Genomic DNA, 20,844 nt, shown 5'->3' with positions numbered 1-20,844 from the left:
CTAGTCAGGTTGCGTAACGACAGTTCGTCGCCTGTGTTCGGCTTTCGCTGAACCTCCGGGTGACGGGACAGTCGAGCGTGGGGTGGTTGGCGGCTCGCCGCCAACCACCCTCGCACGGCGTTCAGGTCGCGGTAATTGCGATCGGCGCCTTGACCCACCGCGCGGTCAGCACCGCTCTGAAGTTCCAGGGCGGAGCCCGACCCGAGGGCGCGACACGCCCGACCGCGGGGGTCGGCGAAGTGGGCCTGTGCCAGCCGGTACAGGCGCCCGCAACACAGCGGCATCGAGAGAAGGAACAGAAGCCACCATGGCGGGACAGAAGATCCGCATCCGGCTCAAGGCCTATGACCACGAGGTCGTCGACTCCTCGGCTCGGAAGATCGTCGAGACGGTGACGCGCACCGGGGCGCAGGTCGCGGGCCCGGTGCCGCTGCCCACGGAGATCAACCGTTTCTGCGTTATCCGCTCGCCGCACAAGTACAAGGACTCGCGCGAGCACTTCGAGATGCGCACGCACAAGCGGCTGATCGACATCATCGACCCGACCCCGAAGACGGTCGACTCGCTCATGCGCCTCGACCTGCCGGCTGGCGTCGACATCGAGATCAAGCTGTAGGGACCGGACAAATGGACAGGCAAGTCAAGGGGATCCTGGGCGCCAAGCTCGGCATGACCCAGGTCTGGGACAACAACCGTGTTGTTCCCGTGACCGTGGTCGAGGCCGGCCCGTGCGTCATCAGCCAGGTTCGTAGCGCCGAGAAGGACGGTTACTCCGCGGTCCAGCTGGCGTACGGCATCATCGACCCGCGCAAGGTCAAGAAGCCGATCAGCGGGCACTACGCGAAGGCGGACGTGGCGCCGCGCCGGCACATCGTCGAGCTGCGCACCACGGACGCGGGGGAGTACTCGCTCGGCCAGGAGGTCACGGTCGAGGAGTTCCCGCCCGGCGTCTCGATCGACGTCACTGGCAAGACCAAGGGCAAGGGCTACGCCGGCCCGATGAAGCGGCACGGCTTCCACGGTCTGCGCGCCAGCCACGGTGTCGAGCGCAAGCACCGCTCGCCCGGCTCCATCGGCGCCTGCGCCACTCCGGGTCGTGTCTTCAAGGGCACCCGGATGGCCGGCCGGATGGGTGGCGTGCGGTACACCGTGCAGAACCTCACCGTCCAGGCGGTCGACACCGAGAACAACCTGCTGCTCGTCCGGGGTGCCATCCCTGGTCCCAAGGGCGCGCTGGTTCTGGTCCGTACCGCGGCCAAGAGCAAGGTGAAGAAGGGCGGTGCGGCCAAGTGACCACCGTTGACGTGCGCACCGTCGAAGGCAGCACCAGCGGCTCCGTCGAGCTGCCGGCTGACATCTTCGACGTGCAGGCCAACGTCGCGCTGATGCACCAGGTCGTGGTGGCCCAGCTCGCGGCGGCCCGACAGGGCACGCACAAGACCAAGACCCGCGGCGAGGTCGCCGGCGGCGGCAAGAAGCCGTACAAGCAGAAGGGCACCGGTCGCGCCCGGCAGGGCTCGATCCGCGCGCCGCAGTTCGCCGGCGGTGGCGTGGTGCACGGTCCCGTGCCGCGCGACTACAGCCAGCGGACCCCGAAGAAGATGAAGGCCGCCGCGCTGCGGGGTGCCCTCTCCGACCGGGCCCGCGCCGGGCAGGTGCACGTCGTCGAGGCGTTCGTCTCGGGCGAGAAGCCGTCGACCAAGGCGGCCCTGGCCACGCTGACCCAGCTCACCGAGGCCCGTCGGGTCCTGGTCGTGCTGAGCAGCACCGACGAGCTGAACTGGGTGTCGCTGCGCAACGAGCCGCGGGTGCACCTGATCGAGTCCGGCCAGCTCAACACGTATGACGTGCTGGTGGCCGACGACGTGGTCTTCACCAAGGACGCCCTGGACGAGTTCCTGGGCGTGCCCGCCGAGACCACCGAGGAGGGTGGCAAGTGAGCACGATCGCCGACCCGCGCGACATCATCGTGGCGCCGGTCGTCTCGGAGAAGAGCTACAGCGAGCTGAACCGGAACTGGTACACCTTCCTGGTGCACCCGGACGCGAACAAGACCGAGATCAAGATCGCTATCCAGCAGATCTTCAACGTCCGCGTCCTGACGGTCAACACGCTCAACCGCCAGGGTAAGCGCAAGCGCACCAAGACCGGCTTCGGTCAGCGCAAGGCGACCAAGCGGGCGATCGTGAAGCTGGCTGACGGTGACCGTATCGAGGCCTTCGGCGGCCCGGTCAGCTGAGGGGTGTAGACAATGGCTATCCGTAAGTACAAGCCGACGACGCCGGGCCGACGTGGCTCCAGTGTCGCCGACTTCGCCGAGATCACCCGGTCCACGCCGGAGAAGTCGCTGCTGGCTCCGCTGCCGAAGAAGGGCGGGCGTAACGCCCACGGCCGGATCACCACGCGGCACCACGGTGGCGGTCACAAGCGCCAGTACCGTCTGATCGACTTCAAGCGGGTCGACAAGGACGGCGTGCCGGCGAAGGTCGCTCACATCGAGTACGACCCGAACCGCACGGCGCGCATCGCGCTGCTGCACTACGCCGACGGCGAGAAGCGGTACATCCTCGCGCCGAAGGACATGAAGCAGGGCGACCGCGTCGAGTCCGGCCCGGGCGCCGACATCAAGCCGGGTAACAACCTGCCGCTGCGCAACATCCCGGTCGGTACCACGATCCACAACGTGGAGCTGCGTCCGGGTGGCGGGGCCAAGTTGGCCCGTTCCGCCGGCGTCGGCATCCAGCTGCTCGGCCGTGAGGGCGTGTACGCGACCCTGCGTATGCCGTCCGGCGAGATCCGGCGGGTGGACGTGCGCTGCCGCGCCAGCGTCGGCGAGATCGGCAACGCCGATCAGTCGAACATCAACTGGGGTAAGGCCGGCCGTATGCGGTGGAAGGGCAAGCGCCCGACCGTCCGTGGTGTCGCCATGAACCCGGTCGACCACCCGCACGGTGGTGGTGAGGGTAAGACCTCCGGTGGTCGCCACCCGGTCAACCCGCAGGGTAAGCCCGAGGGCCGTACCCGCCGTAAGGGCCAGCCGAGTGACCGGCTGATCGTCCGCCGTCGCTACGCCACGCGTAAGCGCGGCTGAGGGAGATAAGACATGCCTCGCAGCCTGAAGAAGGGCCCGTTCGTAGACGACCACCTGCTCAAGAAGGTGGAAGTGCAGAACGACAAGGGCTCGAAGAACGTGATCAAGACCTGGTCGCGGCGCTCGACGATCATCCCGGAGATGCTCGGGCACACGATCGCGGTGCACGACGGACGCAAGCACGTCCCGGTGTTCGTGACCGAGGCGATGGTCGGGCACAAGCTCGGCGAGTTCGCGCTGACCCGCACGTTCAAGGGTCACGAGAAGGACGACCGGAAGAGCCGTCGGCGCTGACGCCGCGGGCATACGGATAGAGGGAACAAGGGGTTACAGCGATGCCAGGAAAGGGCGACGCTCCGGTGCTTCCGGGCGCGCGGGCGGTTGCGCGGCACGTGCGCATCTCGCCGATGAAGGCGCGCCGGGTGGTCAACCTCGTCCGCGGCCTGCCCGCGAAGGAGGCTCTCACGGTGCTGCAGTTCGCGCCGCAGGCTGCGAGCGAGCAGGTGTACAAGGTGCTCGCTAGCGCGATCGCCAACGCGGAGAACAACGAGCGGCTGGACCCCGACGCGCTGCTCGTGAGCGAGGCGTTCGTGGACGAGGGCCCGACGATGAAGCGGTTCCAGCCGCGGGCGCAGGGCCGGGCGTTCCGGATCCGCAAGCGCACCTGCCACATCACGGTGGCGGTCGAGGCGGTCGCGCCGGCAGCGCCGAGGAAGGCCGCGGCGAAGAAGGCCGCCCCGGCGACGCAGGCCGCACCGGCCGAAGCGCAGAGCAAGACGGAGGACGCCGAGTAATGGGTCAGAAGGTTCACCCCACTGGGTTCCGGCTCGGCATCTCGACCGACTGGAAGTCCCGCTGGTTCGCGGACAAGCTCTACAAGGACTACATCGGCGAGGATGTCAAGATCCGCCGCATGATGTCCAAGGGCCTCGAGCGCGCCGGCATCTCCAAGGTCGACATCGAGCGCACCCGCGACCGGGTCCGCGTCGACATCCACACCGCCCGGCCGGGCATCGTCATCGGCCGTAAGGGTGCGGAGGCCGACCGGATCCGCGGCGAGCTCGAGAAGCTCACCGGCAAGCAGGTGCAGCTGAACATCATCGAGGTGAAGAACCCCGAGTCGGACGCGCAGCTCGTCGCGCAGGGCGTGGCCGAGCAGCTGTCCAGCCGGGTCAGCTTCCGTCGGGCGATGCGCAAGGCCATGCAGTCCGCGATGAAGAACCCGGTCGTCAAGGGCATCCGTGTGCAGGTCTCGGGTCGTCTCGGCGGCGCCGAGATGAGCCGGACCGAGTTCTACCGCGAGGGCCGGGTTCCGCTGCACACGCTGCGGGCCAACATCGAGTACGGCTTCTTCGAGGCCCGTACCACCTTCGGCCGGATCGGCGTGAAGGTCTGGATCTACAAGGGCGACGCGGTTCCGGGTCGGGAGGCTCCGGCCGAGGCCGGTCCGTCGCGCCCGCGTCGTGGTGAGCGTGGCGACCGTCCGGAGCGGCCGCGCCGTGGTCGGTCCGGTTCGTCCGGCACGACCGCCGGTGGCACCGAGGCCGGCCGGGCTGCCGCGACCACCATCGCGCAGCAGGCCGAGACGCCGAGCGGCGAGCCGGTCGACAGCGCTGCTGTCGCTGCCACGGCTTCCGCTCCGGCAGAAACGCAGCAGGAGGGCTGACAGATGCTGATGCCGCGCAAGCCCCCGAAGGGCTTCCGCAAGCCGCACCACCCGGACCGCAGTGGCGCGTCCAAGGGTGGTAACCGGGTGGTGTTCGGCGAGTTCGGGATCCAGGCTCTCGAGCCGGCGTACGTGACCAACCGCCAGATCGAGTCGGCGCGTATCGCGATGACCCGTCACATCAAGCGTGGTGGCAAGGTCTGGATCACGATCTTCCCGGACCAGGCCCTCACCAAGAAGCCGGCCGAAACCCGGATGGGTTCCGGTAAGGGTTCGCCCGAGTGGTGGGTCGCCAACGTCAAGCCGGGGCGGGTTCTCTTCGAGATGTCCTTCCCCAATGAGCAGATTGCGCGAGAGGCGATGCGTCGCGCGATCCACAAGCTCCCGATGAAGTGCCGCATTGTTACGCGCGAAGTGGGTGAATCCTGATGGCAGCGGGCGTTAAGGCGACCGAGCTGCGTGAGCTCTCCGAGGAGGAGCTGGTCACGAAGCTGCGGGAGGCCAAGGCGGAGCTGTTCAACCTCCGCGTGCAGGCCGCAACTGGGCAGCTGGACAACAACCGGCGGCTGCAGGTCATCCGTCGGGAGATCGCCCGGATCTACACGATCATGCGCGAGCGCGAGCTGGGGCTCTCGGCCGCGCCGACTGAGGTGACTGCATCATGACCGAGAACACCACCACCGCCGACGCGCGGGCCCGCCGTAAGGTTCGTGAGGGCCTGGTGGTCAGCGACAAGATGGACAAGACCGTCGTGGTCGAGGTCGAGGACCGGGTTCGGCACGCGTTGTACGGCAAGATCATGCGCCGTACCAGCAAGCTGAAGGTTCACGACGAGCAGAACGCCGCTGGCACCGGCGACCGGGTCCTGATCATGGAGACCCGGCCGCTGAGCGCCACCAAGCGTTGGCGGATCGTGGAGATCCTGGAAAAGGCCAAGTAGCGAAGGCTCGAGCTCGCCCGGCGTTGCGTCGGGCGTAGGTTCCGCCAGGCTCCGGCCGCCACGGCGGCCGGAGAACCGGCAGACATAGGAGATAGACGTGATTCAGCAGGAGTCGCGACTGCGCGTCGCCGACAACACGGGTGCTCGGGAGATCCTGTGCATCCGGGTTCTCGGTGGCTCCGGTCGGCGCTACGCGAGCATCGGCGACGTCATCGTGGCCACCGTCAAGGACGCGATCCCGGGTGCCGGTGTGAAGAAGGGCGACGTCGTCAAGGCGGTCATCGTCCGCACCGCCAAGGAGAAGCGGCGGCCGGACGGCTCATACATCCGCTTCGACGAGAACGCTGCCGTCATCATCAAGGACGGCGGAGACCCGCGCGGTACCCGCATCTTCGGCCCGGTGGGCCGGGAGCTGCGGGACAAGCGGTTCATGAAGATTATTTCCCTCGCGCCGGAGGTGTTGTGACCGTGAAGGTCAAGAAGGGCGACACGGTCGTCGTCATCGCCGGCAAGGACAAGGGTGCCAAGGGCAAGGTCATCGCGGCCTACCCGCGGCAGGACAAGGTCCTGGTCGAGGGCGTGAACCGGGTCAAGAAGCACACCCGCATCAGCACCACCCAGCGTGGCGCCAAGACCGGCGGCATCGTCACCCAGGAGGCCCCGATCCACGTCTCGAACGTGCAGGTCCTGGACTCCGACGGCAAGCCGACCCGCGTCGGTTACCGGATCGACGACAACGGCCAGAAGGTCCGCATCGCGCGTAGCACCGGTAAGGACCTGTGATGACCACGGCTACCGAAAAGACCATGCCGCGCCTCAAGGAGCGGTACCGCAACGAGATCGTGGCCCAGCTGCGTGAGCAGCACAGCTACGGCAACCCCATGCAGGTGCCGCGGCTGGTCAAGATCGTCGTCAACATGGGTGTCGGCGAGGCTGCTCGCGACGCCAAGCTGATCGACGGCGCGGTCCGCGACCTCGCCACGATCACCGGCCAGAAGCCGCAGGTGCGGCGGGCGACCAAGTCCATCGCGCAGTTCAAGCTCCGCGAGGGCATGCCGATCGGCGCGAAGGTCACCCTTCGCGGCGACCGGATGTGGGAGTTCCTGGACCGGCTGCTGTCCATCGCGCTGCCGCGTATCCGTGACTTCCGCGGTCTCGACGGGCGCAAGCTCGACGGGCACGGCAACTACACGTTCGGTCTGACCGAGCAGTCGGTGTTCCACGAGATCGACCAGGACCGGATCGATCGCCAGCGGGGCATGGACATCACGGTGGTCACCACCGCCACGACCGACGACGAGGGCCGGGCGCTGCTCAAGCTCCTGGGCTTCCCGTTCAAGGAGAACTGAGATGGCCAAGAAGGCGCTGATCATCAAGGCGGCCGCGAAGCCGAAGTTCTCGGTTCGCGCGTACACCCGCTGCCAGCGGTGCGGGCGCCCGAAGGCGGTCTACCGCAAGTTCGGTCTCTGCCGGGTGTGCCTCCGGGAGATGGCCCACCGCGGTGAGCTGCCGGGTGTGTCCAAGGCTTCCTGGTAAGGGCGACCGCGTCCCGGCCGTCGGCCGGGAACTCCTGCACCGATTAGGTATTGCTCTTCGCCGTAGGCCCGGGGCCGATGCCCCGGGAACCCCGGCGAGAAAGGCTGACGAAATCCATGACGATGACCGACCCGATCGCAGACATGCTCACGCGTCTGCGTAACGCCAACCAGGCGTACCACGATCAGGTGAAGATGCCCTACTCCAAGATCAAGGCGAACATCGCCGAGGTCCTGAAGGCCGAGGGTTATATCGCCACCTGGTCGGTCGAGGAGCCCGAGGAGGGTGCCGTCGGCAAGCGACTGGTCGTCGAGCTGAAGTACGGCCAGAACCGGGAGCGGAGCCTGGCCGGAATCAAGCGCGTGTCCAAGCCCGGGCTCCGGGTGTACGCCAAGTCGGACGGGCTCCCGCGGGTGCTCGGCGGGCTGGGCGTGGCGATCATTTCGACGTCCCAGGGGCTGCTCACCGACCGGCAGGCCCGCAAGCGGAGTGTTGGCGGGGAAGTCCTCGCCTTCGTCTGGTAACGGGAGACAGGTAGAAATGTCGCGAATTGGACGTAAGTCGATCCCGGTACCAGCCGGCGTCGACATCACGATCGACGGGCAGACCGTCAAGGTCAAGGGCCCGAAGGGCCAGCTCCAGCACACCCTCGCCGAGCCGATCACGATCGAGCGGGCCGAGGACGGGCAGCTGAGCGTCAACCGCCCGAACGACGAGCGCAAGGCCAAGGAACTGCACGGCCTGAGCCGTACGCTGGTAGCCAACATGATCGTTGGCGTGACCGAGGGCTACCGCAAGAGCCTGGAGATCGCCGGCACCGGTTACCGGGTCACCGCCAAGGGCACGGACCTCGAGTTCGCGCTCGGGTTCTCGCACCCGGTGCTGGTTCCCGCACCGGCGGGCATCACCTTCACGGTGGAGCGGCCGACCCTGTTCCACGTGGCCGGCATCGACAAGCAGCAGGTCGGTGAGGTCGCCGCCAACATCCGGAAGATCCGCCCGCCGGAGCCCTACAAGGGCAAGGGCGTCAAGTACCAGGGCGAGGTCATCCGCCGCAAGGCTGGAAAGGCAGGTAAGAAGTGACCGCCACGCTGCTCAAGCGCCGCCGCGGCGTCGCCGCCAAGCGCGCCGTCGGGCGGGCGCGTCGGCACTTCCGGGTCCGCAAGAACGTCAGCGGTACGGCCGAGCGTCCGCGCCTGGTCGTCACCCGTTCGCTGCGGCACATGGTCGCCCAGATCGTCGACGACACCAAGGGTCACACCCTGGCGTCGGCGTCGACCCTGGACGCCTCGCTGCGCGGTGCGGAGGGCGACAAGAGCGCCCTCGCCGGCAAGGTGGGCGCGCTGCTCGCCGAGCGGGCCAAGGCCGCCGGCGTCTCCAAGGTCGTCTTCGACCGCGGCGGCAACCGGTACGCGGGGCGAGTCGCCGCGCTTGCCGACGCCGCCCGCGAAGCCGGGCTCGAGTTCTAACAACCCCGTCACGAGAGATAAGGAAGGCTGCTGATGCCAGGTCAACAGCGCCGTGGCGGCGGGTCCGGTGGCAACGAGGGTGGTCGCCGCGACAACCGCCGTGAGGGCGGCCGCGGAAACGCGCCCGTCGAGAAGACCCCGCACCTCGAGCGGGTCGTCGCGATCAACCGCGTCGCCAAGGTCGTGAAGGGTGGTCGTCGCTTCAGCTTCACCGCCCTGGTGATCGTTGGTGACGGCGACGGCACGGTCGGCGTGGGCTACGGAAAGGCCAAGGAGGTGCCCGCGGCGATCGCCAAGGGTGTCGAGGAGGCCAAGAAGCACTTCTTCAAGGTCCCGCGGATCGGCCAGTCGATTCCGCACCCGGTGACGGGTGAGGACGCCGCTGGTGTGGTGCTGCTCAAGCCGGCCTCCGCCGGTACGGGTGTCATCGCCGGTGGTCCGGTGCGCGCCGTGCTGGAGTGCGCCGGTATCCACGACGTGCTCTCCAAGAGCCTCGGCTCGTCGAACCCGATCAACATCGTGCACGCCACCGTGGCGGCCCTGAAGGGGCTTGAGTCCCCCGAGCAGGTCGCGGCGCGTCGTGGCCTGCCGGTGGAGGACGTCGCGCCGGCCGCCATGCTGGCGTCGCGTGCGGGGGTGGCGCACTGATGGCACGTCTGAAGGTCACCCAGGTCCGATCCGGCATCGGGACCAAGCAGAACCAGCGTGATTCGCTGCGTTCGCTCGGTCTCAAGCGGATCAACGACGTGGTGGTCAAGGAGGACCGGCCCGAGATCCGCGGCATGATCTTCACTGTGAACCACCTCGTGAAGGTCGAGGAGGTCGAGTAATGACGATCAAGGTGCACCACCTGCGCCCGGCGCCCGGTTCCAAGACCGCGAAGACCCGTGTGGGTCGCGGTGAGGGTTCCAAGGGCAAGACCGCTGGTCGCGGTACCAAGGGTTCCAAGGCCCGCAAGAACATCTCGGCGGCGTTCGAGGGTGGGCAGATGCCCATCCACATGCGCCTGCCGAAGTTGAAGGGCTTCAAGAACAAGTTCAAGGTGGTCTTCCAGGTTGTCAACCTGGACCGACTCGCCGAGCTGTTCCCGAACGGCGGCCAGGTCGGCCCGCTCGAGCTGGTCGAGTCCGGCGCGGTCCGCAAGGGTCACCCGGTCAAGGTCCTCGGCACCGGGGATCTCGGCGGGGTGGCGCTCCAGGTGTCGGCGCACGCGTTCAGTGCGTCGGCCAAGGAGAAGATCGCCGCCGCCGGTGGCTCCGTCACCGAGCTGTAAGGCGTACGACCCATGGCGCCCGTCCAGTTGTGACCAACTGGCGGGCGCCATGGTCTACCTGGGACGTATGCGCCCGGTAATATCGGAATCGGTTTATGTAGTCGGGCGCACCTGCCCGGACCGGGATGGGGCTGTTAGAGTCCCATCCCAGCCATGGATTCCGGGCGCTCGCCCGGGATTCACCCCGACCCGCCAGGGATCACCGGCGGCCCGCCTCGCGCAGGAGGAAGAAGTTGCTGTCCGCCTTTCTCAGTGCGTTCCGTACGCCTGACCTGCGCAAGAAGCTGCTGTTCACAGTAGGCATCATCGCGGTCTACCGGCTGGGTGCCACGCTGCCCAGTCCGGGCGTCTCGTACGGCAACGTGCAGAAGTGCCTCGACACCCTCCAGGGTGAGTCGACGGGTGTGCTGAACCTGCTCAACCTCTTCTCCGGCGGAGCGCTGCTACAGCTCTCGGTCTTCGCGCTGGGCATCATGCCCTACATCACCGCGTCGATCATTCTGCAGCTGCTGACCGTCGTGATCCCGCGCCTGGAGCAGCTCCGCAAGGAGGGCCAGGCCGGCCAGGCGAAGATCACCCAATACACCCGCTACCTGACCCTGGGTCTCGGTGTGCTGCAGGCCTCGGCGTTCGTGGCGCTGGCCCGTTCGGGTCAGCTCTTCCAGAACCGCTGCGACCAGTTCCCGATCATCCCCACGGGCACCGGCATCCCGGACTGGTTGACCCTGACCATCCTGGTGATGACCATGACCGCCGGCACCGGCATGGTCATGTGGCTGGGTGAGCTGATCACCGACCGGGGCGTCGGCAACGGCATGTCCGTCCTGATCTTCACCTCGATCGCCGCGCGACTGCCCAGCGAGGGCTGGCAGATCAAGACCAGCAAGGGCTGGGACATGTTCGCCCTGGTCATCGCGCTGGTCCTGGTGGTCATCACCGCGGTCACCTTCATCGAGCAGGCTCAGCGCCGCATTCCGGTGCAGTACGCCAAGCGGATGATCGGCCGGCGGATGTACGGCGGCACCTCGACCTACATCCCGCTCAAGGTCAACCAGGCCGGTGTGATCCCGGTCATCTTCGGCTCGTCGCTGCTCTACCTGCCGCAGTTGGCCCTGCAGTTCTTCGACCAGACCGACCCGGGCAAGACCCAGGCCTGGATCCAGAACAACCTGGTCAACCCGAGCAGCCCGATCTACATCGCGGTCTACTTCCTGCTGATCATCTTCTTCACGTACTTCTACGTCTCGATCACGTTCAACCCGACCGAGGTCGCGGACAACATGAAGAAGTACGGCGGGTTCGTGCCGGGCATCCGCCCGGGCAAGCCGACGGCGGACTACCTGGACTTCATCCTCAGCCGGATCACCCTGCCGGGCGCGCTCTACCTCGGCGTGATCTCGATCCTGCCGAACTTCTTCTTCATCTGGTTGGACAACCAGCAGTACCAGAACTTCCCGTTCGGCGGCACCGCTGTGCTCATCATGGTCGGCGTCGGTCTGGAGACCGTGAAGCAGATCGAGAGCCAACTCATGCAGCGGAACTACGAAGGGTTCCTGCGGTAGATGAGACTCGTTCTGGTTGGCCCGCCGGGCGCGGGCAAGGGCACGCAGGCCGAGTTCGTCGCCGCGCACCTGTCGGTGCCCAAGATCTCGACCGGGGACATCTTCCGGTCGAACGTCACCCAGGGCACGCCGCTCGGTGTCGAGGCGAAGCGGTACATGGACGCCGGCGAGCTGGTTCCGGACGAGGTCACTATCAACATGGTCCGGGACCGGCTGGCGGAGCCCGACGCCAGCGAGGGGTTCCTGCTCGACGGCTTCCCGCGGACCACTCCGCAGGCCGCCGCACTGGACAAGCTCCTCGCCGACCTGGGCACCGCCCTGGACCTGGTCCTGGAGCTGGTGGTCGACGACGACGAGGTGATCCGGCGACTCTCCGGCCGGCGCACCTGCCGGGGTTGCGGCAAGATCTGGCACGTCGAGTTCGACGCCACCACCCGGCCCGGCATCTGTGACCGGTGCGGCGCCGAGCTGTTCCAGCGCGACGACGACAAGCCGGAGACCATCGCCACGCGGCTGCGCGAGTACAGCGAGAAGACCGCTCCACTGGTCGACTACTACGGCGCCCAGGGCAAGCTGGTCGGCATCGACGCCACCGGCCCGGTGGAGGACGTCACCACCCGTGCCATAGACGCGCTGCGGTCGTACGGCGGCTGAGGTCCGGCCGGGCCACGGCGGATAGAGTGCGATCAGCGGGGTACGTGCGACGTGCCCCGCTGATCGGCAACGAAAGGTAATGGCTCCATGCGTCGTCCCCAGCTGGACATCCAGCTGAAGACCCCTGACCAGATCGAGAAGATGCGGGCCGCCGGCCTGGTGGTGGCCGAGGCGCTGCGCCGGATGCGCGAGGCGGTGGCCCCCGGCGTGAGCACCGCCGACCTGGATGCCATCGCCGAGTCGACCATCCGCGAGGCGGGTGCGGTCCCGTCGTTCAAGGGCTACCACGGCTTCCCCGCGTCGATCTGCTCCTCGGTCAACCGGCAGATCGTGCACGCCATCCCGTCGCCGAAGCAGGTGCTGCGGGAGGGCGATCTGATCTCCATCGACTGCGGTGCGGTGCTGAACGGTTGGCACGGCGACTCCGCGATCACCGTCGGGGTGGGCGACGTCGACCCGGCGCTACTCAAGATGGCCCAAGTGGCCGAGGACGCGATGTGGGCCGGCATCGCCGCCGCGGCGCGCGGCTCGGCCAGCGGCAAGGGGCGGCTCACCGACATCTCGCACGCGGTGGAGACCGCGGTCCGCAAGGGCGGCCGGTACGGCATCGTCGACGGCTACGGCGGGCACGGCATCGGCACGGAGATGCACCAGGACCCGCACGTGCTCAACCACGGCCGGCCCGGCAAGGGCCCGCGGCTGGTCCCCGGCATGGCGCTGGCCATCGAGCCGATGATCACGATGGCGTCGCCGCGCACGGTCGAGCTGGCCGACGGCTGGACGGTGGTCACCCGGGACGGGTCGGTGGCGGCGCACGTCGAGCACTCGATGGCGCTGCTGCCGGACGGCGTCTGGGTGCTCACCGCGTTCGACGGTGGCCGTGCCCGACTCGGCGACCTGGTCACCGCGCGGCAGCCGGCCGCCTCGACCGCGTCCTGACCGCCTCCAGCGCGTCCCACGGGCCTGGGCCGGCGTGACTCGCGCTGGCGGGGGCCGATCGGCCACAGCGGGCCGACCCGGGGGTGGATCAAGGCGGGACGATCGGACCCGACGCGGTTGGCGTGACGGTGGCATGCTTGCCGGCATGGACGGGCGCGACGGGATGCGAGCCGCAGACGCGGACCGTGAGGCGGTTGCCGACCGGTTGCGGGTGGCCCTCGGTGAAGGCCGACTGGACCTGCACGAGTACGACGAGCGGTTGCAGCGGGCCTATGCCGCGCGCACCTACGCCGAGCTGGACGCCCTGCTCACCGACCTGCCACCGGTGGCGCCCCCGGAGCGCTCGACGCTGGCGCCGGTCGCCGCACCGGCTGCCGGGCCACTGGACGGCGGTGCGGGGCCGGTCGCCCCGGCCGGGGCCGGTGGCGTCGCCGCCCACTGGCTGGCCGAGGTGTGGCTGCCGTACCTGAAGGTGATCGCGATCGTGGTGACCATCTGGGCGGTGACCTCGCTGCTCAGCCGCGACCTGCTCTACTTCTGGCCGGCCTGGGTGGCCGGGCCGTGGGGCGCGGTGCTGGCGGTCCGCACGGTCACCGGGCTGGCCGGGGGAGAGCCCCGGCGCCAGGCGATCGAGCGCGAGTGCAGGCGGGCGAAGCGGGAACGGCGGCGGGAGTTGCGCGCCGGTGAACCAGACGAACGGGACGACCCGCGACCCGCCGGCTGACCCGCGGGGCAGGGCGGAGCCGACCGGCCGGACCGACCGGCGATGCTCGGACCGAGATCATCGGGAGCCCGGACGGGGGAGCCGCGCCCGACACGGCGGTACGGTGGGTGGCCGGTTTGGCGACCGCCCGCAGGCCGGCGTACACTTTCTGATCGGCGCACAGCGTCCACTCCGGCATGCCCACCCTGCGCTTCGGTGGGAGCTGGAGCCGCGGCTGGCGCGGGCTTTCTGATCTTGGTCAGTTACCCGTGTAAGACGTTGTGGGCCGCCCGGAGCAATCGACGTCAGGACAGCGGAGGACATGCCGAAAAAAGACGGAGCCATTGAGATCGAGGGTCGGGTCATCGAGCCCCTGCCGAACGCCATGTTCCGGGTGGAGCTCGCGAACGGCCACAAGGTGCTGGCTCACATCAGCGGCAAGATGCGGCAGCACTACATCCGCATCCTGCCGGAGGACCGGGTCGTCGTCGAACTCTCGCCGTACGACCTGACCCGCGGGCGCATCGTCTACCGCTACAAGTAGTCCTGACGGCGGCCGGGAAGTCCCGTGTCCGTCTTCGACGTCCGGTCTCGCGCTGCGCGCGTCCCCGGGCCAGATGGGAAGTAAGGCAACCGTGAAGGTCAAGCCGAGCGTCAAGAGGATCTGCAACAAGTGCCGGGTGATCCGCCGGCACGGCCGGGTCATGGTCATCTGCACCGACCCGCGCCACAAGCAGCGCCAGGGCTGATTCAGCCCATCCGGCCGGAACGCGGTCGGGTGGCGTTGGCCCGGGCAGATCCCCAGCGACACACAACACACATGCTCGTCCCAGCCACGAGCGGTACGCGAGACGTACTCCTGCGTGGCTGACCCCCGGTCGGAGGCCGGGGCCCGCTCGGGCAGCGACCGATCCCGGTCGCCGGCGCTGACAGCGTCGGCAAGACGGGACGGCCGGTAGCGGGATGGGACGGGTCCACACCTCCGCCACACATCACGAGGAGTACGCCCGCACATGGCACGTCTAGTCGGCGTGGATCTCCCCCGCGAGAAGCGGATGGAGATCGCGCTCACCTACATCTTCGGGGTCGGTCGTACCCGCGCCCTGGAGACACTCGCCGCCACCGGCATCTCGCCGGACAAGCGCGCTCGGGACCTCACGGACGAGGAGCTCGTGCAGCTCCGCGAACACATCGAGGGCAACTACAAGGTTGAAGGCGACCTGCGCCGCGAGGTCGCCGCTGACATCCGCCGCAAGGTTGAGATCGGCTGTTACGCCGGCATCCGGCACCGCCGGGGCCTGCCCGTGCGTGGCCAGCGGACCAAGACCAACGCGCGGACCCGCAAGGGCCCGAAGCGGACCGTCGCCGGCAAGAAGAAGGCCGGCAAGAAGTAGTTCTTAACCGGATGACGGGTCGGCCGCCGCCGAGCTAGGCGAGGCCGCAACCTGATCCGGAAAGTCAACTAGGAGCGCACAGACTTATGCCACCGAAGGCTCGTGCCGGAGCCGCTGTAAAGAAGGTCCGGCGCAAGGAACGCAAGAACGTCGCCCACGGGCAGGCGCACATCAAGAGCACGTTCAACAACACCATCGTGTCCATCACGGACCCGACCGGTGCGGTCATCTCCTGGGCCTCCGCGGGCCAGGTGGGCTTCAAGGGCTCCCGTAAGTCGACTCCGTTCGCCGCGCAGCTGGCCGCCGAGGCCGCCGCGCGTCGGGCCATGGAGCACGGCATGCGCAAGGTCGACGTGTTCGTCAAGGGCCCCGGCTCCGGCCGGGAGACCGCCATCCGTTCGCTGCAGGCCGTGGGCCTCGAGGTCGGGCAGATCTCCGACGTCACCCCGCAGCCGCACAACGGGTGCCGTCCGCCGAAGCGTCGCCGGGTCTGAGAGGTAGAGAGAGATGGCTCGTTACACCGGTGCTGACTGCCGCCGTTGCCGGCGGGAGAAGATGAAGCTGTTCCTCAAGGGCAGCAAGTGCGATGGCCCGAAGTGCCCGTTCGAGTCCCGGCCGTTCCCGCCCGGGCAGCACGGCCGCGGCCGCACCAAGGAGACGGAGTACCTGCTCCAGCTCCGTGAGAAGCAGAAGGCCCGCCGTGTCTACGGCGTGCTGGAGAAGCAGTTCCGCGGTTACTACGAGGAAGCCGTTGGCAAGCAGGCCAAGACCGGTGAGGTCCTCCTGCAGATCCTCGAGTCGCGGCTCGACAACGTCGTCTACCGGGCCGGCTACGCCCACTCGCGGGACATGGCCCGCCAGCTGGTCAAGCACGGTCACTTCACGGTGAACGGCAAGAAGGTCGACATCCCGTCGTACCGCGTCAAGGAGCACGACATCATCGAGGTTCGGGGCAAGAGCAAGGAGCTCACCCCGTTCATCGTGGCGCAGGCTCAGGCGGGCTCGCGCTCGGTCCCGGCCTGGCTCGAGGCCATCCCCAGCCAGATGAAGATCCTGGTGCACTCGCTCCCGGCCCGGCAGGTCATCGACACGCAGGTCCAGGAGCAGCTGATCGTCGAGCTCTACTCCAAGTAGTCGGAGCTCGTTGCGGTGGCCCGCCCTCCGGGGCGGGCCACCGGAACAGTTTGTGTCGTGGGCGTCAAATAGCGGGCGTCCCGGAAGAGAAGAGAAAACATGCTCATCAGCCAGCGACCCTCCCTCTCCGAGGAGTCGATCAGCGAGACCCGCTCCCGGTTCGCCATCGAGCCGCTCGAGCCGGGCTTCGGCTACACCCTGGGCAACTCGCTGCGGCGCACGCTGCTGTCGTCGATCCCGGGCGCGGCGGTGACGTCGATCAAGATCGACGGCGTGCTGCACGAGTTCACCACGATCCCCGGTGTCAAGGAGGACGTGGTCGAGCTCGTCATGAACATCAAGGAGCTCACCGTCAGCTCCGAGCACGACGAGCCGGTCAGCATGTACCTGCGCAAGCAGGGCCCGGGCGACGTGACCGCGGGGGACATCCAGCCGCCGGCCGGCGTCTCGGTGCACAACCCGGATCTCAAGCTCGCCACCCTCAACGGCAAGGGCCGGCTCGACATGGAGCTGACCGTCGAGCGGGGCCGGGGCTACGTGACGGCGGCGCAGAACAAGCAGTCCGGCGCCGAGATCGGCCGCATCCCGGTCGACTCGATCTACTCGCCGGTGCTGAAGGTGACCTACCGCGTCGAGGCGACCCGTGTCGAGCAGCGCACCGACTTCGACCGGCTGATCATCGACGTCGAGACCAAGCCGTCGATGGGCCCGCGTACCGCGCTGGCCTCCGCCGGTTCGACGCTGGTGGAGCTGTTCGGTCTGGCCCGGGAGCTGGACGAGACCGCCGAGGGCATCGACATCGGGCCGTCCCCGCAGGACGCCCAGCTGGCGGCGGACCTCGCCCTGCCGATCGAGGAGCTGGACCTCACCGTCCGCTCCTACAACTGCCTCAAGCGCGAGGGCATCAACACCGTTGGTGAGCTCATCGGGCGTACCGAGGCCGACCTCCTCGACATCCGCAACTTCGGGCAGAAGTCGATCGACGAGGTCAAGATGAAGCTCGCCGGGATGGGTCTGGGGCTGAAGGACTCGGCCCCGAACTTCGACCCGGCGCACGTCGTGGACACCTTCGGCGAGGCCGACTACGACACCGACGACTACCGCGAGACCGAGCAGCTCTAGTCCGCGCTGCCGCCACAACTGAGGAGCACCAAGCATGCCCACGCCCACCAAGGGCCCCCGCCTCGGCGGCAGCCCCGCGCACGAGCGGCTGATGCTGGCCAACCTGGCCACCGCGCTGTTCCAGCACGGCAAGATCAAGACCACCGAGACGAAGGCCCGGCGGCTGCGTCCGCTGGCCGAGCAGCTCATCACCAAGGCCAAGCGCGGTGACCTGGCCGCGCGGCGGCGGGTGCTGGGCGTCGTCAAGGACAAGGACGTTGTCTACGCCCTGTTCGACCAGATCGCGCCCCGGTACGCCAACCGCCCCGGCGGTTACACCCGGATCGTGAAGACCGGTCCGCGCAAGGGTGACAACGCGCCGATGGTGGTCATCGAGCTGGTGGAGGAGCTTCAGGTCGCCGAGCCGAAGGCGAACAAGAAGACCGCCGCCCGCAAGGCCGCGCAGCAGGACAAGGTCGAGGCGCTCGCCCCGGACGAGGAGACCCCGCAGTCGGCCCCGGCCGACCAGGACTCCGAGCCGCCGGTGTCGGCGTCCGGTGACACCGACGCTGCCCGCGAGGACAGCGACGAGGCCTCCGAGAACAAGGCCTGATCAAGGGCAACTCGGGCCCGGCACCCCATCGGGGTGCCGGGCCCGACCCGTAACAGGAGGTACGAGGTGGACGAGCGGATCCGGCTGCGGCTGGATGTCTCGTACGACGGCACCGGCTTCTCCGGCTGGGCCGCCCAACCGACCCGGCGCACCGTCGCCGGGGTGCTCGTCGAAACTCTGGACCTGGTCCTCGGCGCCGGTACGGCCACCGGATTGACCGTGGCCGGGCGGACCGACGCGGGGGTCCACGCCACCGGGCAGGTCTGCCACCTCGACCTGCCGACCGAGGTGTGGCGGCAGCACGAGGGTCGGCTGCTGCGACGGCTGGCCCGGCTGCTCCCCACCGACGTCCGGGTGCGGGAGATGACTGAGGTGCCGGCCGACTTCGACGCCCGGTTCTCGGCCACCTTCCGCCGTTACGAATACCGGGTCACCGACGCCAGGTACGGCGCGGAGCCGCTGCGCCGGCACGAGGTGCTGGCCTGGCCGAAGCCCCTGGACCTGGCGGCGTTGAACGCCGCGGCGGCCGGCCTGGTCGGGGAGCACGACTTCGCCGCGTACTGCCGGCGCAAGGAGAACGCGACGACGCTGCGCGAGGTGACCCGGCTGGACTGGCGCCGCGACCCGGACGGCATCCTGGTCGCCACCGTGCAGGCGGACGCGTTCTGCCAGGCGATGGTGCGCAGCCTGGTGGGGGCGATGCTGGTGGCCGGGGACGGCCGTCGTCCGGTGGAGTGGCCGGGCAGCCTGCTGACCCGCCGGGAGCGGTCCAGCGAGGTGACCGTGGCCCCGGCGCACGGGCTGACCCTGGTCGAGGTCGGCTACCCGTCCGATCCGACCGAGTACGCCCGCCGCGCCGACCTCACCCGCCGCCTGCGGGTCCCCGTCGAGGGCTGACCGCGCCGAGCGCGGCCGTCCGGTCGAGGGTGACCCGCCGACGGCGGGGTGGGATCAGTCGCCCGGCAGGTCGTCGTCGCCGGTGCTGCCGCTCTGGGTGCCGCTGCCCTCGGTCGGCGCCGCCGTCGGCTGTCCCGCCGTGCCGCCGTCGGCCCGTCGTTGCAGCACACCCCGGCTGAGATGCAGCTCGATCATGTCGAACAGGATCTCCCGGATCCTGGTGTCGCCGGCCTTGACCGCCTCCCCGTCCGTGCGGACCACCAGCGCGTACGCCAGGTAGTGGCCGCGGACCTGCCAGCCGACCCGGGCCGGGGCGGTGGACACCACCTCGGTGCCGTCGCCGTCCTTGCCGACGAGGCCGCGGAACCGGCCCTGCCGCTCGTCGAGCAGTTGCCGGATCCGGTCCCGGGCCCGTTCCGCGCTCACCTTGTCGGTGAGGTTGAACAACCCGGTGGTGACCAGGTGGTCGCCGCCGGGAGCCCGCAGCGTGGCCCGGACCACCTGGTTGCAGCCGAGCCGGACCAGCAGGTCGGCCACCTCGCCGGTGGCGGCGACGGCGCAACTGCCGCTCGAGTGTGTCGTGAGCACCTGGTAGCCCGGCTGGCCGTCGGTGACCTTCAGCTCCTTGCCGGGGAAGAGTTCCTTGGCGGTGAGCGGGGCCTGGTCGGTGTCCCGGGAGTCGAGGTCCTGCCGTTCTTCCGCGGGGGCGGACGCGGCGGCGTTCGGCTGGTAGGTCGGGGTGGCCTGCGGCTGTGGGTCGCGATCCACCAGCAGCGCGGCGGCGCCCAGGCCGCAGAGTGCGAGGAGGACCAGAACGGCCGCGCCGCCGATCAGCACCTGCCAGAGCCGGCCGCCGCCGCGCCGGGTGGGCTGCTCGATCGGCTCCGCCGAGCTGTATACCTGGTCGCGTGGCGCGGCGGGTGGCGGGGCGGGCGGGATGTCAGCACGGGCCGGCGGCGGAGCGGACGACGGCAGCGCGATCTGGTTCGTCCGGCGCAGCGACGGGGTGGGGAAGCGCGACGGAGAGGGACCGGCAGGCGGAGGCGGACCGGCGCCGGGCACGGACAGGTCGGACCCGTCATCCGGGTACTCCACGAAAGCGTCCTCATCGGACTCGTACCGATACACCATGTCGCCCAGAGTAGGAGGCATTGTCCCTTTAGGGGGTAATAACGGGAAATGTAGGCGTGGGCCGTGTCGGGGCGTGCCTCGACCGGTGCGAGAATTGCCGGCGTGACCGGCGACCACTACTTCACCGCTCAGCCCGCCAGCGACGCCCCGCCGCGCGAGGTCGAGTTCTCCGTCGCCGACCGCGACTACCGGCTGGCCTCGGCCGGCGGGGTCTTCTCCGCCAGCCGCCTCGACCCGGGCACCGCAGTCCTCCTGCGCAAGGCCGAGCTGCCCACCGCCACCACCGGCGACCTGCTCGACCTCGGCTGCGGATTCGGGCCGATCACCTGCGTGCTGGCCGACCACGCGCCGGCGAGCACCGTCTGGGCGGTCGACGTCAACGCCCGCGCCCGCGAGCTGACCGCGGCCAACGCGGCCCGGGTCGGCGCCGGCGACCGGGTCCGGGTCCGCGCACCGGACGACGTGCCGGCGGAGATCCGCTTCGCCCAGATCTGGTCCAACCCGCCGATCCGGATCGGCAAGGACGGGTTGCACGACCTGCTGCTGCGCTGGCTGCCCCGGCTCGCCCCGGACGGCGTCGGCTGGCTGGTGGTCGCCCGGCACCTCGGTGGCGACTCGCTGCACCGCTGGCTCACCGACCAGAGCTGGCAGGTCGAGCGGCACGCCAGCCAGAAGGGCTTCCGGGTGCTGCGGGTCACCCGGTAATTGGATGTACCGCCCGGCCCTCGCTGAGGCAGGATC

The 20,844-nt window shown here is 69.0% G+C and carries 35 protein-coding genes; 34 read left to right on the top strand and 1 reads right to left on the bottom strand.

From position 1 onward, the window contains the following. The first annotated feature begins 307 nt into the window (after positions 1-307). From rpsJ to truA, 33 genes are all read left to right on the top strand, one after another. Positions 308-616 (top strand): 30S ribosomal protein S10, encoded by a 309-nt coding sequence (gene rpsJ, locus BUS84_RS19825; RefSeq protein WP_007073037.1) that lies wholly within the window; start codon positions 308-310, stop codon positions 614-616. A gap of 11 nt (positions 617-627) precedes the next feature. Then, positions 628-1,293 (top strand): 50S ribosomal protein L3, encoded by a 666-nt coding sequence (gene rplC / locus BUS84_RS19820; RefSeq protein WP_074314607.1) that lies wholly within the window; start codon positions 628-630, stop codon positions 1,291-1,293. Then, entirely contained in the window at positions 1,290-1,940 is a 651-nt protein-coding gene (gene rplD, locus BUS84_RS19815) for a 50S ribosomal protein L4 (protein WP_074314605.1), read from the top strand. The genes rplC and rplD overlap by 4 nt, the downstream gene beginning before the upstream one ends. Next, entirely contained in the window at positions 1,937-2,239 is a 303-nt protein-coding gene (gene rplW / locus BUS84_RS19810) for a 50S ribosomal protein L23 (protein WP_007465304.1), read from the top strand. The genes rplD and rplW overlap by 4 nt, the downstream gene beginning before the upstream one ends. Positions 2,240-2,251: 12 nt before the next feature. Then, entirely contained in the window at positions 2,252-3,091 is an 840-nt protein-coding gene (rplB, locus tag BUS84_RS19805) for a 50S ribosomal protein L2 (RefSeq protein WP_074314603.1), read from the top strand. A 12-nt stretch (positions 3,092-3,103) separates the two neighbouring features. Continuing rightward, positions 3,104-3,385 (top strand): 30S ribosomal protein S19, encoded by a 282-nt coding sequence (gene rpsS, locus BUS84_RS19800; protein ID WP_007465299.1) that lies wholly within the window; start codon positions 3,104-3,106, stop codon positions 3,383-3,385. A 41-nt stretch (positions 3,386-3,426) separates the two neighbouring features. Continuing rightward, complete coding sequence (gene rplV / locus BUS84_RS19795; RefSeq protein WP_074314601.1) at positions 3,427-3,885, top strand: 50S ribosomal protein L22; 459 nt, start codon at positions 3,427-3,429, stop codon at positions 3,883-3,885. Then, the gene (gene rpsC, locus BUS84_RS19790) at positions 3,885-4,757 is read left to right on the top strand and encodes a 30S ribosomal protein S3 (RefSeq protein ID WP_074314599.1); all 873 of its coding nucleotides are present in this window, start codon (positions 3,885-3,887) and stop codon (positions 4,755-4,757) included. The genes rplV and rpsC overlap by 1 nt, the downstream gene beginning before the upstream one ends. Positions 4,758-4,760: 3 nt before the next feature. Continuing rightward, the gene (gene rplP, locus BUS84_RS19785; protein ID WP_007465292.1) at positions 4,761-5,186 is read left to right on the top strand and encodes a 50S ribosomal protein L16; all 426 of its coding nucleotides are present in this window, start codon (positions 4,761-4,763) and stop codon (positions 5,184-5,186) included. Next, on the top strand, positions 5,186-5,422 hold the full coding sequence (rpmC, locus tag BUS84_RS19780) for a 50S ribosomal protein L29 (protein ID WP_007465283.1): 237 nt from the start codon (positions 5,186-5,188) through the stop codon (positions 5,420-5,422). The genes rplP and rpmC overlap by 1 nt, the downstream gene beginning before the upstream one ends. Next, positions 5,419-5,697 (top strand): 30S ribosomal protein S17, encoded by a 279-nt coding sequence (gene rpsQ, locus BUS84_RS19775; protein WP_074314597.1) that lies wholly within the window; start codon positions 5,419-5,421, stop codon positions 5,695-5,697. Before rpmC ends, rpsQ begins: the two co-directional genes overlap by 4 nt. A 97-nt stretch (positions 5,698-5,794) precedes the next feature. Next, positions 5,795-6,163, top strand: a complete 369-nt coding sequence (gene rplN, locus BUS84_RS19770; protein WP_015619002.1) for a 50S ribosomal protein L14 — start codon at positions 5,795-5,797, stop codon at positions 6,161-6,163. Then, entirely contained in the window at positions 6,160-6,480 is a 321-nt protein-coding gene (gene rplX / locus BUS84_RS19765; protein WP_007465276.1) for a 50S ribosomal protein L24, read from the top strand. The genes rplN and rplX overlap by 4 nt, the downstream gene beginning before the upstream one ends. Further along, complete coding sequence (rplE, locus tag BUS84_RS19760; RefSeq protein ID WP_074314595.1) at positions 6,480-7,046, top strand: 50S ribosomal protein L5; 567 nt, start codon at positions 6,480-6,482, stop codon at positions 7,044-7,046. The genes rplX and rplE overlap by 1 nt, the downstream gene beginning before the upstream one ends. A gap of 1 nt (position 7,047) precedes the next feature. Further along, positions 7,048-7,233, top strand: a complete 186-nt coding sequence (locus BUS84_RS19755; protein WP_074314593.1) for a type Z 30S ribosomal protein S14 — start codon at positions 7,048-7,050, stop codon at positions 7,231-7,233. Between the two features lie 116 nt (positions 7,234-7,349). Further along, entirely contained in the window at positions 7,350-7,757 is a 408-nt protein-coding gene (gene rpsH, locus BUS84_RS19750) for a 30S ribosomal protein S8 (RefSeq protein WP_007465270.1), read from the top strand. Between the two features lie 16 nt (positions 7,758-7,773). Beyond that, positions 7,774-8,316: a 50S ribosomal protein L6 gene (gene rplF / locus BUS84_RS19745; protein WP_074314591.1), complete on the top strand. Its 543-nt coding sequence runs from the start codon at positions 7,774-7,776 to the stop codon at positions 8,314-8,316. Further along, positions 8,313-8,702 (top strand): 50S ribosomal protein L18, encoded by a 390-nt coding sequence (gene rplR, locus BUS84_RS19740; protein WP_074314589.1) that lies wholly within the window; start codon positions 8,313-8,315, stop codon positions 8,700-8,702. The genes rplF and rplR overlap by 4 nt, the downstream gene beginning before the upstream one ends. A 33-nt stretch (positions 8,703-8,735) precedes the next feature. After that, complete coding sequence (rpsE, locus tag BUS84_RS19735; protein WP_074314587.1) at positions 8,736-9,350, top strand: 30S ribosomal protein S5; 615 nt, start codon at positions 8,736-8,738, stop codon at positions 9,348-9,350. Further along, positions 9,350-9,532 carry a 50S ribosomal protein L30 gene (gene rpmD / locus BUS84_RS19730; RefSeq protein ID WP_074314584.1) on the top strand — a complete coding sequence of 61 codons (183 nt, stop codon included), beginning with the start codon at positions 9,350-9,352 and terminating at the stop codon, positions 9,530-9,532. The genes rpsE and rpmD overlap by 1 nt, the downstream gene beginning before the upstream one ends. Then, a complete protein-coding gene (rplO, locus tag BUS84_RS19725) occupies positions 9,532-9,975 on the top strand; it encodes a 50S ribosomal protein L15 (protein ID WP_074314582.1) in 444 nt (147 codons plus the stop codon). Before rpmD ends, rplO begins: the two co-directional genes overlap by 1 nt. A gap of 233 nt (positions 9,976-10,208) precedes the next feature. Continuing rightward, a complete protein-coding gene (gene secY / locus BUS84_RS19720; protein ID WP_074314581.1) occupies positions 10,209-11,537 on the top strand; it encodes a preprotein translocase subunit SecY in 1,329 nt (442 codons plus the stop codon). Then, complete coding sequence (locus tag BUS84_RS19715; RefSeq protein WP_007465256.1) at positions 11,538-12,191, top strand: adenylate kinase; 654 nt, start codon at positions 11,538-11,540, stop codon at positions 12,189-12,191. 87 nt (positions 12,192-12,278) lie between these two features. After that, positions 12,279-13,130 (top strand): type I methionyl aminopeptidase, encoded by an 852-nt coding sequence (gene map, locus BUS84_RS19710; protein ID WP_074314580.1) that lies wholly within the window; start codon positions 12,279-12,281, stop codon positions 13,128-13,130. A gap of 145 nt (positions 13,131-13,275) precedes the next feature. Then, a complete protein-coding gene (locus BUS84_RS19705; protein ID WP_084757806.1) occupies positions 13,276-13,854 on the top strand; it encodes a DUF1707 SHOCT-like domain-containing protein in 579 nt (192 codons plus the stop codon). Between the two features lie 301 nt (positions 13,855-14,155). Beyond that, complete coding sequence (infA, locus tag BUS84_RS19700; RefSeq protein ID WP_007073013.1) at positions 14,156-14,377, top strand: translation initiation factor IF-1; 222 nt, start codon at positions 14,156-14,158, stop codon at positions 14,375-14,377. 91 nt (positions 14,378-14,468) lie between these two features. Next, a complete protein-coding gene (gene rpmJ / locus BUS84_RS19695) occupies positions 14,469-14,582 on the top strand; it encodes a 50S ribosomal protein L36 (RefSeq protein WP_012184307.1) in 114 nt (37 codons plus the stop codon). Positions 14,583-14,846: 264 nt separating this feature from the next. Next, entirely contained in the window at positions 14,847-15,227 is a 381-nt protein-coding gene (rpsM, locus tag BUS84_RS19690) for a 30S ribosomal protein S13 (RefSeq protein WP_074314578.1), read from the top strand. A gap of 86 nt (positions 15,228-15,313) precedes the next feature. Beyond that, positions 15,314-15,721 carry a 30S ribosomal protein S11 gene (rpsK, locus tag BUS84_RS19685; RefSeq protein WP_007073011.1) on the top strand — a complete coding sequence of 136 codons (408 nt, stop codon included), beginning with the start codon at positions 15,314-15,316 and terminating at the stop codon, positions 15,719-15,721. A gap of 13 nt (positions 15,722-15,734) precedes the next feature. Continuing rightward, a complete protein-coding gene (gene rpsD / locus BUS84_RS19680; protein ID WP_074314576.1) occupies positions 15,735-16,361 on the top strand; it encodes a 30S ribosomal protein S4 in 627 nt (208 codons plus the stop codon). 99 nt (positions 16,362-16,460) lie between these two features. Further along, complete coding sequence (locus BUS84_RS19675; RefSeq protein WP_074314574.1) at positions 16,461-17,483, top strand: DNA-directed RNA polymerase subunit alpha; 1,023 nt, start codon at positions 16,461-16,463, stop codon at positions 17,481-17,483. 34 nt (positions 17,484-17,517) lie between these two features. After that, positions 17,518-18,075: a 50S ribosomal protein L17 gene (rplQ, locus tag BUS84_RS19670; RefSeq protein WP_074314572.1), complete on the top strand. Its 558-nt coding sequence runs from the start codon at positions 17,518-17,520 to the stop codon at positions 18,073-18,075. Between the two features lie 66 nt (positions 18,076-18,141). Next, a complete protein-coding gene (truA, locus tag BUS84_RS19665) occupies positions 18,142-18,972 on the top strand; it encodes a tRNA pseudouridine(38-40) synthase TruA (RefSeq protein WP_074314569.1) in 831 nt (276 codons plus the stop codon). Between the two features lie 54 nt (positions 18,973-19,026). Here truA and BUS84_RS19660 read toward each other — a convergent pair whose 3' ends face one another. Then, entirely contained in the window at positions 19,027-20,103 is a 1,077-nt protein-coding gene (locus tag BUS84_RS19660; RefSeq protein ID WP_244298648.1) for a hypothetical protein, read from the bottom strand. 102 nt (positions 20,104-20,205) lie between these two features. On the opposite strand from BUS84_RS19660, the gene BUS84_RS19655 reads away from it, so the two are divergent. Beyond that, on the top strand, positions 20,206-20,808 hold the full coding sequence (locus tag BUS84_RS19655) for a class I SAM-dependent methyltransferase (RefSeq protein ID WP_074314566.1): 603 nt from the start codon (positions 20,206-20,208) through the stop codon (positions 20,806-20,808). Positions 20,809-20,844: the final 36 nt, after the last annotated feature.

The organism is Micromonospora cremea (assembly GCF_900143515.1).
Classification (GTDB): Bacteria; Actinomycetota; Actinomycetes; order Mycobacteriales; family Micromonosporaceae; genus Micromonospora; species Micromonospora cremea.
Note: the sequence above shows the minus strand (reverse complement) of the source record. Positions and strands in the feature narration are given on the sequence as shown.